The organism is Mycobacterium sp. IS-1264 (assembly GCF_001954195.1).
GTDB lineage: Bacteria > Actinomycetota > Actinomycetes > Mycobacteriales > Mycobacteriaceae > Mycobacterium.
This window is the reverse complement of record NZ_MBES01000055.1, coordinates 1-13029: the sequence shown is the minus strand read 5'-3', so window position 1 is coordinate 13029 and position 13029 is coordinate 1. Positions and strand designations below refer to the sequence as shown.

The 13029-nt window shown below is 67.0% G+C and carries 9 protein-coding genes and 1 pseudogene; 6 read left to right on the top strand and 4 right to left on the bottom strand.

Translation table 11 applies throughout. The features are described 5' to 3' along the window. Positions 1 to 409: pseudogene (locus A5744_RS11320) on the bottom strand (BatA domain-containing protein); the annotation flags it as partial. A gap of 115 nt (positions 410 to 524) precedes the next feature. Between A5744_RS11320 and A5744_RS11315 the strand changes: the two are divergent. After that, a complete protein-coding gene (locus A5744_RS11315; RefSeq protein WP_076060990.1) occupies positions 525 to 1115 on the top strand; it encodes a dihydrofolate reductase family protein in 591 nt (196 codons plus the stop codon). Between the two features lie 209 nt (positions 1116 to 1324). Here the strand turns inward: A5744_RS11315 and A5744_RS11310 are convergent, their stop codons facing one another. Continuing rightward, positions 1325 to 2575: an HNH endonuclease signature motif containing protein gene (locus A5744_RS11310; protein ID WP_076060988.1), complete on the bottom strand. Its 1251-nt coding sequence runs from the start codon at positions 2573 to 2575 to the stop codon at positions 1325 to 1327. A 259-nt stretch (positions 2576 to 2834) separates the two neighbouring features. Between A5744_RS11310 and A5744_RS11305 the strand changes: the two genes are divergently transcribed. From A5744_RS11305 to A5744_RS11285, 5 genes are all read left to right on the top strand, one after another. Next, positions 2835 to 3338: a single-stranded DNA-binding protein gene (locus tag A5744_RS11305; protein ID WP_076060986.1), complete on the top strand. Its 504-nt coding sequence runs from the start codon at positions 2835 to 2837 to the stop codon at positions 3336 to 3338. 89 nt (positions 3339 to 3427) lie between these two features. After that, the gene (gene ettA, locus A5744_RS11300; RefSeq protein ID WP_076060984.1) at positions 3428 to 5104 is read left to right on the top strand and encodes an energy-dependent translational throttle protein EttA; all 1677 of its coding nucleotides are present in this window, start codon (positions 3428 to 3430) and stop codon (positions 5102 to 5104) included. A 102-nt stretch (positions 5105 to 5206) separates the two neighbouring features. Further along, the gene (locus tag A5744_RS11295) at positions 5207 to 10042 is read left to right on the top strand and encodes an NAD-glutamate dehydrogenase (RefSeq protein WP_076060982.1); all 4836 of its coding nucleotides are present in this window, start codon (positions 5207 to 5209) and stop codon (positions 10040 to 10042) included. Further along, positions 10039 to 10452, top strand: a complete 414-nt coding sequence (locus tag A5744_RS11290) for a thioesterase family protein (RefSeq protein WP_076060981.1) — start codon at positions 10039 to 10041, stop codon at positions 10450 to 10452. The genes A5744_RS11295 and A5744_RS11290 overlap by 4 nt, the downstream gene beginning before the upstream one ends. Before the next feature lie 32 nt (positions 10453 to 10484). Beyond that, on the top strand, positions 10485 to 11111 hold the full coding sequence (locus A5744_RS11285) for a hypothetical protein (protein WP_139329538.1): 627 nt from the start codon (positions 10485 to 10487) through the stop codon (positions 11109 to 11111). A gap of 18 nt (positions 11112 to 11129) precedes the next feature. On the opposite strand, the gene A5744_RS11280 is transcribed toward A5744_RS11285, so the two are convergent. Both A5744_RS11280 and A5744_RS11275 read right to left on the bottom strand, forming a co-directional pair. Next, entirely contained in the window at positions 11130 to 12698 is a 1569-nt protein-coding gene (locus A5744_RS11280) for a glycoside hydrolase family 13 protein (protein WP_076060977.1), read from the bottom strand. A gap of 20 nt (positions 12699 to 12718) precedes the next feature. Next, a partial coding sequence (locus A5744_RS11275; RefSeq protein WP_076060975.1) for a hypothetical protein occupies positions 12719 to 13029 on the bottom strand: 311 nt, incomplete at its 5' end.

The following is a 13029-nucleotide window of genomic DNA, read 5'->3' as shown; positions in this document are numbered from 1 at the left end:
ATGCCCGGCGTCAGCTGGTCGCGAATTGGCTGGCCGCCTGCTCGGCGGCCTTGAGGCGGTTGGGCTCGACGTCGGTGGAAGCCATGGACTCCGAGACGTCGATGACCAGCATGACGACGGCGCGGTTGAGCGGGATCCGGACGTTGGACGTCGGCCCCGCCATCGCCGTGGTCAGCAACACCAGCGATGTGGCAAGCAGGATCGTGGGCAGGTGCCGCCAGCGGCCGGGGTGACGCGGCGCGACGCGCTCGAGCACATCCATGTTTGCGAAGCGCAGCACCCGCCGGCGGCGGGCGAATTGCTGGACGACATAGATGCCTATCACCAACAGCACGGCCAGCAGGAACAGGAAGAACCAGGCGTGCTGGAAGCCCGCCAGCGATACCGGGCCCAACAGCGGCAACTTCATGTTCAGCCACAGTATTCGTCAAACGCCGGCGGTGCACGGTCGCGGCGTCGCGGTGAGTTTCGCCGCGGTTTGCGGTCTGTATCCCCAACACGCAACCGCACTCGAGGAGAGCATCATGACCGCCACCTACACCTTCGACGTCTTTTCCAGCCTCGACGGCTTCGGCGGCGTCAGCGGCGGCGACTGGGGCGGCTACTGGGGCAAGCAAGGCCCCGAACTGCTCGATCGCCGCCTCTCCCTGTACGACGAGAAGCAGCGAATGGTCATGGGCGCCAACACATATCGGCTATTCGCACAAATGCTGGCCGAAAGCACCGAGGAGTCCGAGGTGCGCGACCCGTGGGTCACGCGGATGAGGTACCTGCCGGCAACGGTGGTGTCGACCTCCCTGGACGCACCGCTCGACTGGCCCGACGCGACCGTCGTGAGCGGCGACGCCGTCGACGTCGTCGCCCGACTCAAGGAGGAGTCAGAGGTGCCGTTGCGCTCGCACGGCAGCCTGTCGATGAACCGCGCGTTGATGGCCGCCGGCCTGGTCGATCGCGTCCAGGTGACGCTCTTTCCCGTGATCACCGGTCAGACCGGTGATGACCGGATCTTCCAGGGTGCGGCCGACTTCGACCTCGAGCTGATCGAGAGTCGAACACTCGACGGCAGCATCCAAGAACTCAGCTACCGGCCCACCCTGCACGTCTCGGTGCGCTAGGGGCCGACGGCGGGGAGACGAAATAGCCGTTCTCAGGCATAGCCGTTCGCGGGCGGCTCGCGATCGGCCCAAGAATTTTCTGAGGTACACGCGCGCTTGTCCCCGCCGCGCAGCTAGGTAACGGCGAACACATGATTCCTAGTGGAGCGCTGCAACGAAAGTCTCTACGCTCCAATATATTTCAGGTTCGCCCTGACGCGTGAACCAGTTTAGTTGTTTGTGGGTGGTGGTTGGGGTTGGAAGGGGTCATACCACCGCCAGTCGGCGCGTTCGCCGAGAGGCCCGGGACATGGCGGGACGGCGGGCGGGGGTTGTGTTGGTGGGCGCGCCAGCGATCCGGGGCTTAGTAATCGGCCGGTGTCGTCGGTGACGGTGAGATCATCGGCGGGTCCGGTGATGGTGATGACCCCGCGGTGGTGCAGTCGGTGATGGTAGGGGCAGACCAGCACCAGGTTGGCCAGCTCGGTGGCCCCGCCGTCTTCCCAGTGGCGGAGGTGATGAGCGTGCAGACCCCGGGTGGCCCCGCAGCCAGGAACCACGCACGCCCGGTCGCGGTGCTCGAGCGCACGGCGAAGACGGCGGTTGATCAGCCGCGTCGAGCGGCCGGCGCCGATAACCTCCCCGGCACGTTCGAACCACACCTCACAGGTGGCATCACAGGACAGGGAGCGGCGTTCGGCGTCCGATAACAGCGGACCCAGATGCAGCGCGCCGATGCGCGCCTGGGTGTCGAGATGCATCACCACAGTGGTGTGCTGCCCATGCGGGCGGCGGGCCACCTCGGCGTCCCATCCGGTCTCGACCAGACGCATAAACGCCGCGGCGGTGTTCGGCAACGGCGGCGCGTTATCCGATGCCCGCCCACGGTCCTCGTGATCGTGTTTCCATTCGGCGATCAGCGCCTCACGATGCGACGCCAGCGCCGCGTCGAACTTCGCCGCCTCATCGTGAGCAAGCCTGATCCGGTAGCAACTGGACTGCTCGTCGGTCGTCTTGGTGATCGAGGGCTGCGGTTGCGGTGAAGAATCGGGTTCGGGCCGCGGTTCTAGCTTCACCGCGGTGCGCAGCTGAGTGACCGTGGCGACCCGCGCCAACTGCACGTAATGCTCATCAGATCCCGCCCCGCCCCGCGCTGCGATGACGCCCACCCGATCCAGCGACAGCCAGCCCTCCCGCATACCCTGGGCACACCGCGGGAACTCCGCCAGCCGGGCCGCGATGGTAGCGATCGTGTGCGCAGTGGCCGGTGAGCAGCCCGTCTTCCAGGCCACCAACGCCGGCACCGAGCGCGCCCCGGTGGCTCCCCACAGCCCGTCGCGATCAATCTCGGCCACAATCTCCACGATGCGCCCATCAATCGCATTGCGCTGACCGGACAACTCCGCCAACTCCTCAAAGAGCACCTCCAAGCGCTCAGCAGGACTCAACCCCACCGAGACAAGCGATGCAGTCGAAGACATGACCCCATCATCACAAAGGGGTACGACAAATCCCGGCCACCCAAAACCGCGCCAGGGTGTGACCACCATCATTCGTCAAGCGAGACAGCCTGATTGGCGCGTTCACGCCAGCAGGCTATCCACAGTCACGGTTCTTTCAACAGGTTTGCCGACTGGGCCTGATTTGGCACGGAACCCGTCGGTGGCACGGCGCTAAATGGCGGCCAGATAGGGCGCGCTCACCGCGCGAAGAGATAGCAAAACCAGAAGGGACAAGCCAATGTTCGAAACGCCGCTCACTGTCGTCGGTCACATCGTCAACGACCCTCAGCGCCGCCAGGTCGGCAATCAGGAGGTCATCAAATTCCGCGTGGCCAGCAATTCGCGCCGACGCAACGGCGACGGCAACTGGGAGCCGGGCAACTCACTGTTCATCACCGTCAACTGCTGGGGAAAGCTGGTCACCGGGGTCGGGGCCGCGCTGGGCAAAGGCGCGCCCGTGATCGTGGTGGGCTACGTGTACACCAGCGAATACGAGGACCGCGACGGCAACCGCCGCTCCTCGCTGGAGATGCGGGCGACCTCCGTGGGACCGGACGTGTCGCGGGCGATCGTGCGCATCGAGAAGCCGGGCTATACCGGCCCCAGCACGGACCAGGCCGCGCCCGCCGACGGGGACTCGACGGCCAACGACTCCGCGACCGACACCGCCAACGACTCCGCCGGCGACCCGACCCCGTCCGACGGCGCCGAGGGCGACGGCCCGCTGCCCCTCTCGGCCTAGCCGCCGGCTTGGGGGCCCCGCTAGGTCCGCCGGGCGATGCCTAGGATGGTCGAGGTAAATCTGCAAGACCAGAAAGGCAAACCCGCGGCATGGCTGAGTTCATCTACACGATGAAGAAGGTCCGCAAGGCGCACGGCGACAAGGTGATCCTCGACGACGTCACCTTGAGCTTCTTCCCAGGAGCCAAGATCGGTGTCGTCGGTCCCAACGGGGCCGGTAAGTCGAGCGTCTTGCGGATCATGGCCGGTCTGGACAAGCCGAACAACGGCGAAGCCTTCCTGGCCAACGACGCCAGCGTCGGCATCTTGCTTCAGGAGCCGCCGCTGAACGAGGAGAAGACGGTCCGCGGCAACGTGGAGGAGGGCCTGGGCGACATCAAGGTCAAGCTCGACCGCTTCAACGAGGTCGCCGAGTTGATGGCGACCGACTACACCGACGAGTTGATGGAGGAAATGGGCCGGCTGCAAGAGGAGCTGGACCACGCCGACGCGTGGGATCTCGACTCGCAGCTGGAGCAGGCCATGGACGCGCTGCGCTGCCCGCCGCCGGACGAACCGGTGACGAATCTCTCCGGCGGTGAGCGACGCCGCGTGGCGCTGTGCAAGCTGTTGCTGTCCAAACCCGACCTGTTGCTGCTCGACGAGCCCACCAACCACCTGGACGCCGAAAGTGTGCAGTGGCTCGAACAGCACCTGGCCGCCTATCCGGGGGCGATCCTGGCGGTCACCCACGACCGCTACTTCCTGGACAACGTCGCCGAGTGGATTCTGGAACTCGATCGCGGGCGCGCGTACCCCTACGAGGGCAACTACTCGACCTACCTGGAGAAAAAGGCCGAGCGGCTGGCGGTGCAGGGCCGCAAGGACGCCAAGCTGCACAAGCGATTGACCGAGGAGCTGGCTTGGGTCCGGTCCGGGGCCAAAGCCCGTCAGGCCAAGGGCAAGGCGCGCCTGCAGCGCTACGAGGAGATGGCCGCCGAGGCGGAGAAGACACGCAAGCTCGACTTCGAGGAGATCCAGATTCCCGTCGGGCCGCGGCTGGGCAACGTGGTCGTCGAGGTCGAACACCTCGACAAGGGCTACGACGGCCGCACCCTGATCAAGGATCTGTCCTTCACGCTGCCGCGCAACGGCATCGTGGGCGTCATCGGTCCCAACGGGGTCGGCAAGACCACGCTGTTCAAAACCATCGTCGGGCTCGAGCAGCCGGACAGCGGCACCGTCAAGGTCGGGGAGACCGTCAAGCTCAGTTATGTGGACCAGACCCGCGCCGGCATCGATCCGAAGAAAACGGTATGGGAGGTCGTTTCCGACGGGCTGGACTACATCGAGGTCGGCCAGACCGAGGTACCGTCGCGGGCCTACGTGTCGGCGTTCGGGTTCAAGGGTCCCGACCAGCAAAAGCCCGCCGGCGTGCTGTCCGGCGGCGAACGCAACCGGCTCAACCTCGCGCTGACGCTCAAGCAGGGCGGCAACCTGATCCTGCTGGACGAACCGACCAACGACCTGGACGTCGAGACGTTGGGTTCGCTGGAAAACGCCCTGGAGAAATTCCCCGGTTGCGCCGTGGTGATCTCGCACGATCGCTGGTTCCTGGACCGGACGTGCACGCACATCCTGGCGTGGGAGGGCGACGACGACAACGAGGCGAAGTGGTTCTGGTTCGAGGGCAACTTCGGCGCGTATGAGGAGAACAAGGTGGAAAGGCTCGGCGAAGAAGCCGCCCGGCCGCACAGAGTGACCCACCGCAAGCTCACACGCGACTAGTGTCGGCTCTGCCGACGCCCTACGACGCCGCGGTCGCAGTGGCCGCTCTGGAGTGGGGCGATCGAGCGCAGTGGCGTCCGTCGCGAGTTGGGAGCAATCGGCATGGCGATCGATCCCGGAGCTAAGCACGAACTCAAGCCCTGGACCACGTTCACCGACCCTCAGGACATTCCCGACTGGATCGCGACCGCCTACATCGAGAGCTACCGAGGCCCCCACCGGGACGAGCCGGGCACGGAAACCGGTCCCATCGACCTGAGCATCCCGGTCGCCATGGTGACCCCCGAGATGCTGAGCGCCCACTACCGGCTCGGCCAGTGCCGCCCGGCCGGCGGCAACTGTGTCTGCGTCCATCCGGCGGACGATCCCGCCGGATTCGGGCCCGCGCTGCAGGTCGTCACCGATCACGGCGGCATGCTGATGGACTCGATCACGGTGCTGCTGCATCGGCTCGGGGTCGACTACACGGCGATCATGAACCCGGTGTTCGCGGTGCGGCGCAACCCCGAGGGGGAGTTGCTCAGCGTCGAACCGAAAGCGCCCGGCGCGCCGCAATACGTCGGCGAGGCGTGGATCCACATCCAGCTGTCGCCCTCGGTCGATACCAAGGCCCTCGCCGAGGTCGACCGGCTGCTGCCAAAGGTCCTCGCCGACGTTCAACAGGTCGCCAGCGACGCGGCGGCCTTGATCGCCACCCTGAGCGGCCTGGCCGCCGACGTCGAGGCCAACGCGGGCGACCACTACACGGCGCCGGACCGCGAGGACGTCGCGGCCCTGCTGCGCTGGCTGGGTAACGGGAACTTCCTGCTGCTGGGCTACCAGCGTTGCCGGGTGCACGAGGGCCTGGTCTCCAGCGACGGGTCACCGAGTCTCGGCGTCCTGCGCACCCGCACCGGTTCCCGTCCGCGACTGACCGACGACGACCATCTGCTGGTGCTGGCGCAATCCGTCGTCGGCAGCTACCTGCGCTACGGCGCGTACCCCTACGCCATCGCGATTCGCGAACACACCGACGGCGGCGTTCTCGAGCACCGCTTCGTCGGCCTGTTCACCGTCGCCGCCATGAACGCCGACGTCCTGGAGATTCCGTCGATCTCCCGCCGGGTCCGCGAGGCGCTGGCGATGGCCGACAACGATCCCGCACACCCGGGCCAGTTGCTGCTCGACGTCATCCAAACCGTCCCGCGCTCGGAGCTGTTCACGCTGAGCGCCGAGCGGCTCTTCGCTTTGGCCAAGGCCGTGGTGGATCTGGGATCGCAGCGGCGCGCGCTGTTGTTCGTGCGCGCCGATCGCCTGCAGTACTTCGTGTCCTGCCTGGTCTACGTGCCCCGCGATCGCTACACCACCGCGGTTCGGCTGCAGATCGAAGACATCCTGGTTCGCGAGTTCGGGGGAACGCGACTGGAATTCACCGCCCGCGTCAGCGAATCACCCTGGGCACTAATGCATTTCATGGTGCGGCTGCCCGAAAACGCCGCCGCGGTCGACGTTTCCGAAACCAACCGCGTCCGTATCCAGGGACTGTTGAGCGAGGCCGCCCGGACCTGGGGTGACCGCCTGATCGCGGCCAGCGCGGCGGGTACCACCGCGCATGCCGACGCCGAGCATTACGCGGCCGCCTTCTCCGAGGCCTACAAACAGGCCGTCCCCCCCGACGACGCCATCCAGCAGATCGCCATCATCAACGAGCTGACCGAGGACTCGGTCAAGCTGGTGTTCTCCGACCGCGGCGAAGACGGTGTCGCCCAACTGACCTGGTTCCTGGGTGGACACACCGCCTCGCTGAGCCAGCTGCTGCCGATGCTGCAAAGCATGGGCGTCGTCGTCCTCGAGGAGCGACCGTTCACCGTCACCCGGCCGGACGGTCTGCCGGTATGGATCTACCAGTTCAAGATCCAACCGCACCCCACGATCCCGCTTGCCAAGACCGCGGACGAAAGGGATTCCACCGCAGAGCGATTCGCCGACGCGGTCACCGCGATCTGGCAGGGCCGCGTCGAGATCGACCGGTTCAACGAGTTGGTCATGCGCGCCCGCCTGACGTGGCAGCAGGTGGTGCTGATCCGCGCCTACGCAAAATACCTACGGCAGGCGAACTTTCCCTACAGCCAGTCCCACATCGAGACCGTGCTCAACGACCACCCCTCCACCGCGCGATCGCTGCTGCAGTTGTTCGAGGCGCTCTTCGACCCCCGCGCGTCGGGATCGCCGACGAGCCGCGACGCGCAAGCGGCCGCGGCCTCGGTCGCCGCGGACATCGACGCGGTGGTGGGCCTGGACACCGACCGTGTGCTGCGCGCGTTCGCGTCGCTGGTGCAGGCCACGCTGCGAACCAATTACTTTGTGACCCGGGAGGGTTCGGCCCGGGCACGCAATGTGTTGGCGCTCAAGCTCGACGCCCAACTGATCGAAGAGCTGCCGCTGCCGCGCCCCAAGTACGAGATCTTCGTGTACTCGCCGCGGGTGGAGGGCGTGCACCTGAGGTTCGGCCCCGTGGCCCGCGGCGGCCTGCGCTGGTCGGATCGCCGGGACGACTTCCGCACCGAAGTCCTGGGCCTGGTCAAGGCGCAAGCGGTGAAGAACGCCGTCATCGTGCCGGTCGGCGCCAAGGGCGGGTTCGTCCTCAAGCGCCCGCCGCTGCCCACCGGGGATGCCGCCGCCGACCGTGACGCGCTGCGCGCCGAAGGCGTGACGTGCTACCAGCTCTTCATCTCCGGGCTGCTCGACGTCACCGACAACGTCGACCACGCCACCGGAAAGGTCAGCGCGCCACCGGAAGTCATCCGGCGCGACGGCGACGACGCCTACCTCGTGGTGGCCGCCGACAAGGGCACCGCCACGTTCTCCGACATCGCCAACGACGTCGCCAAGTCCTACGGCTTCTGGCTGGGTGACGCGTTCGCCTCCGGCGGATCGGTGGGCTACGACCACAAGGCCATGGGCATCACCGCCAAGGGCGCGTGGGAGGCGGTCAAGCGACACTTCCGGGAGATGGGCGTGGACACCCAGACCGAGGACTTCACCGTCGTCGGTATCGGGGACATGAGCGGCGACGTGTTCGGCAACGGCATGCTGCTGAGCAAGCACATCCGGCTGCTCGCCGCCTTCGATCACCGGCACGTCTTCCTCGACCCGGACCCGGATGCCGCGGCGTCGTGGCGGGAACGCCAGCGGATGTTCGACCTGCCCCGGTCGAGCTGGGACGACTACGACAAGTCGCTGATCAGCGAGGGCGGCGGGGTGTACAGCCGCGAGCAAAAGGCCATCCCGGTCAGCCCGCAGGTGCGCGACGTCCTGGGCATCGACGGCGACGTCACCGAAATGGCCCCGCCCAACCTGATCAAGGCGATCCTGCAAGCGCCGGTGGATCTGCTGTTCAACGGCGGCATCGGCACCTACATCAAAGCCGAAACCGAGTCCGACGCCGACGTCGGCGACCGCGCCAACGATCCGGTGCGGGTCAACGCAAACCAGGTGCGCGCCAAGGTCATCGGCGAAGGTGGCAACCTCGGCGTGACGGCATTGGGCCGCGTCGAATTCGACCTGACCAGTGGGCGCATCAACACCGACGCGATGGACAACTCCGCCGGCGTGGACTGTTCCGACCACGAGGTCAACATCAAGATCCTGATCGACTCGCTGGTCACCGCCGGCAAGGTCAAGGCCGACGAACGCAAACAACTGCTCGAGTCGATGACCGACGAGGTTTCGCAACTGGTGCTCACCGACAACGAGGACCAAAACGATCTGATCGGCACCAGCCGTGCCAACGCGCCCAGCCTGCTTCCGGTGCACGCGATGCAAATCAAGTACCTGGTCGAAGAGCGTGGCGTGAACCGCGAATTGGAAGCGCTGCCGTCGGAGAAGGAAATTGCGCGGCGATTCGACGCCGGTCTCGGGCTCACCTCTCCGGAGCTCTGCACGCTGATGGCGCACGTCAAGCTGGGACTCAAAGAGCAGATGCTGACCACGGAGCTAACTGAACAGGACGTGTTCGCATCCCGGTTGCCGCAATACTTCCCGAAGCCGCTGCGGGAGCGGTTCACCCCGGAGATCCGCACACATCAACTGCGCCGGGAGATCGTCACCACCATGCTGATCAACGATCTGGTGGACACCGCCGGCATCAGCTACGCCTTCCGGATCACCGAGGACGTCGGCGTCGGGCCCATCGATGCGATACGTACCTACGTGGCCACCGACGCCATCTTCGGTGTGGGCCACATCTGGCGGCGGATCCGCGCGGCAGGCATGCCGGTCGCGCTGTCCGACCGGATGACGCTGGACACCCGCCGGCTGATCGACCGCGCCGGGCGCTGGCTGCTCAACTATCGACCGCAGCCGCTGGCCGTCGGCGCCGAGATCAACCGATTCGCCGCCAAGGTGAAGGCGCTGACGCCGCGGATGTCGGAGTGGCTGCGCGGCGACGACAAGGCCATCGTCGAAAAGGAAGCCGCGGAATTCGCGGCACAGGGTGCGCCCAAGGACCTCGCCTACCGGGTCGCCGCCGGGCTGTATCGCTACAGCCTGCTCGACATCATCGACATCGCCGACATCACCGAGATCGACAGCGCCGAAGTCGCGGACACCTACTTCGCCCTGATGGACCGGCTGGGCACCGACAGTCTGCTGACCGCGGTTTCCGAGCTACCCCGACGAGACCGCTGGCATTCGTTGGCGCGCTTGGCGATTCGTGACGACATCTACGCCTCACTACGGTCCTTGTGCTTCGACGTGCTGGCCGTCGGGGAACCCGACGAGAGCGGTGAAGAGAAGATCGGGGAGTGGGAACACATCAGCGCGTCCCGGGTGGAGCGGGCCCGCCGGACGCTCACCGAGATCCAGGAAAGCGGCGCGAAGGATCTCGCGACCCTCTCGGTGGCCGCGCGGCAGATCCGCCGCATGACCCGCACCAGCGGCAGGGGATCGTCGAGTTGAGCGCTGGATTCGTCGCGCCCGTGCCGGTGCGCTGGTCGGACATCGACATGTACCAGCACATCAACCACGCCACGATGGTCACCCTCCTGGAGGAGGCGCGGGTTCCGTTCCTCAAGGAACCCTTCGCGGCCGACATCACGACCATCGGCCTGCTGATCGCCGATGTCCGCGTCACGTACAAGGATCAGCTGCGGCTCGCCGATTCGCCTCTGCAGGTGACCATTTGGACCAAGCGGCTGCGGGCCGTCGACTTCACGCTCGGCTACGAGGTGCGCTCGGTGGCCGCAGATCCCGAGTCCAAGCCCGCCGTCGTCGCCGAGTCGCAGCTGGCCGCGGTTCACATCGAGGAGCAGCGGCTGGTGCGGCTGTCCCCACAGCATCGGGAGTATCTGCAACGTTGGATGCGGTAGCCGAGCGCGGACTGTGGCTGGGCCCGGAGCGAATGGACGCCCACCGCGCGGACCTGGCTGCGTTCGTCGACCATGCGACGCGGCTCGACGACGCCGCGGTCGTTCGGCTCCGCGCCCGATCCGCCGGCTTGCTCACGGCATGGGTGGCAACGGGTTTCGACGTGCTGGCCAGCCGGGTGGTGGTGGGCCGGGTGCGGCCGGGGGACCTGACCGTCGCCGCGGACGCGTTGGCGCGCGGCCTGTCCGCGATGGACGACTCGGGCTACGTCGATCCCGGCTTCTCCATGGATTCGGCCTGGCGAACCGCGTTGCCTCCGGAATCGGGCTTCACCCATCTCGACGACGTGCCGGCCCGAGTGATGCTGGATCTGGCGCAACGCGGCGCGCGACTTGCCAAGGAACACAGCAGTTCCCACGGCCCGCCGGTTTCGCTGCTCGACCAGGAGGTCATCCGGGTCAGCGCCGCCGATGTCAGCGTCGGGCTGCCGATGCGCTGCGTGTTCGCCTTGACCGCAATGGGTTTCCTGCCGCAATCGCCGGATGCGATCGACGCCGACGAGATCATCCGGGTGCGGATACTGCCGGCGTGGCTGCGCCTCGACGCCAAGTTCGGCTCGGTGCACCGGCGTCGCGCCCACGCGGCGCTGGTGCTGCGCTGATCAAGCTGAGCCGCGCCCTCAGACCACCCACGCCGCGCAGTCGGGCGGCAGCTTGCCGCCGTCCAGCGCCGCGCTGGCCAAGATGAGTTCGCCCGGCGGCAACGCAATCGGGCGCCGGCCGGCGTTCAGCGCGCACACCACACCCGCGCCACCGCGCCGGAAGATCAGGGCGTCCCGCGGCGCGGTCAGCCACTCGATGTCGCCGCCATCGAATTCCGCTCGCTTCCTGCGTAATTCGAGCGCGCGACGGAAGAACGACAGGGTCGAGCCGGGGTCTGCATCCTGCTTTTCGACGGTCAGCGCCGCCCACTCCGCCGGCATCGGCAGCCAGGTGTCGGCGTTCGTCGAGAACCCGAACGGGGGAGCGTCGCCCGACCACGGCAGCGGAACCCGGCACTTGTCGCGGCCGCGTTCGGTGTGTCCCGATCGTTCCCACGTCGGGTCCTGCAAGACCTCGTCGGGCAGTTCGACGTCGGGCAGCCCGAGTTCCTCACCGTTGTAGATGAATACGGCGCCCGGCAGGGCGAGCATCGCCATCGCCATCGCCCGCGCCCGGCGCAGCCCGATCTCGCCGCCGCCGTACCGGGTCACCTCGCGGCCCACGTCGTGGTTGGACAGCGTCCAGGTCGGGATGGCGTTTTCGATGGCCGTCGCCGCCAGTGAATTCTCGATCGCCGCACGGACTTCGGCCGCGTCGAAGTCGATCTTCGTCAGCCGGAAATTGAAGCCGAGATGCAGTTCGTCGGGCCGCAGATACTCCGCCCAGCGGACGTTGTCGGTCACCCACACCTCGCCCACGGTCACCGCGTCGGGATAGTCGTTGACGACCCTGCGGATGTCGCGGTGAATCTCGTGCACGCTTGGGTGGTTGAAGCGCGGGTCGTCGTCGGTGTGGTGCAACACTTTCGCCTCGAGGTCCGGCGAGTCCGGCAGGCCGGGTGGCTTGGCCATCCCGTGCGCCACGTCGATGCGGAAGCCGTCGACGCCGCGTTCCAGCCAGAAGCGCAGCGTCTTCTCGAAGTCGTCGAAGACATCCGGATGCTCCCAATTGAGATCCGGCTGCTCGGCGTCGAACAGGTGGAGATACCACTGGCCGGGATTGCCGTCCGGTTCGACCACCCGCGTCCATGCCGGTCCGCCGAAGACAGACGTCCAGTTGTTCGGCGGCAGTTCCCCGACGGCGCCCCGCCCGTCGCGGAAGAAATAGCGCTCCCGCGCGTCGGTGGCCGGGCCCGCGGCCAGCGCCGCCTGGAACCACGGGTGCGCCGAACTGGTGTGGTTGGGCACCACGTCCATCGTGATCTTCATGCCCCGCCCGTGGGCCGCGGCGATCAGCCGTTCGATCGCGGCCATCCCGCCGAACAGGGGGTCGATGTCCCGGGGATCGGCGACGTCGTAGCCGTGGTCGGCCATCGGCGAGACGGTGACCGGGTTGAGCCAAATCGCGTCCACGCCGAGGCGCTCCAGGTGCCCCAGCCGGGCCGTCACGCCGTCCAGGTCGCCGACCCCGTCACCGTCGCTGTCGGCGAACGACCGTGGATACACCTGGTAGAAAACCGCGCTTGACCACCACGGCTCGGGGCTCATGCTGCTCCGTTCGGTTGGCATCAAAACGGCGAATTGACGAGCGAGTGGGCCGCCATTTCCAGATAGTCGAGCAACTCCCGGCGGTGCTCGTCGTCGAGGGTGTGCGAGTCGATGGACGCGACGGCGGTGTGCATGCACCGCAGCCAGGCGTCGCGCTCGATGGGCGTGATCCGGAACGGGACGTGCCGCATCCGCAGCCGCGGGTGGCCGCGCCGGTCCGAGTAGGTCCGCGGGCCACCCCAGTACTGCTCGAGGAACATGCGTAGACGTTCCTCGGCGCCCTCGAGGTCGTCCAGCGGGTAGACCTCACGCAATATTTCGTCCTCGGGAA

What these genes read in the sequence shown, in the direction of transcription:
- A5744_RS11310 (WP_076060988.1), bottom strand. Translation starts at nt 2,575, where the DNA reads ATGTCTTCGACTGCATCGCTTGTCTCGGTGGGGTTGAGTCCTGCTGAG.
- A5744_RS11285 (WP_139329538.1), top strand. Translation starts at nt 10,485, where the DNA reads ATGGACGCCCACCGCGCGGACCTGGCTGCGTTCGTCGACCATGCGACG.
- A5744_RS11305 (WP_076060986.1), top strand. Translation starts at nt 2,835, where the DNA reads ATGTTCGAAACGCCGCTCACTGTCGTCGGTCACATCGTCAACGACCCT.
- A5744_RS11315 (WP_076060990.1), top strand. Translation starts at nt 525, where the DNA reads ATGACCGCCACCTACACCTTCGACGTCTTTTCCAGCCTCGACGGCTTC.
- A5744_RS11295 (WP_076060982.1), top strand. Translation starts at nt 5,207, where the DNA reads ATGGCGATCGATCCCGGAGCTAAGCACGAACTCAAGCCCTGGACCACG.
- ettA (WP_076060984.1), top strand. Translation starts at nt 3,428, where the DNA reads ATGGCTGAGTTCATCTACACGATGAAGAAGGTCCGCAAGGCGCACGGC.
- A5744_RS11280 (WP_076060977.1), bottom strand. Translation starts at nt 12,698, where the DNA reads ATGAGCCCCGAGCCGTGGTGGTCAAGCGCGGTTTTCTACCAGGTGTAT.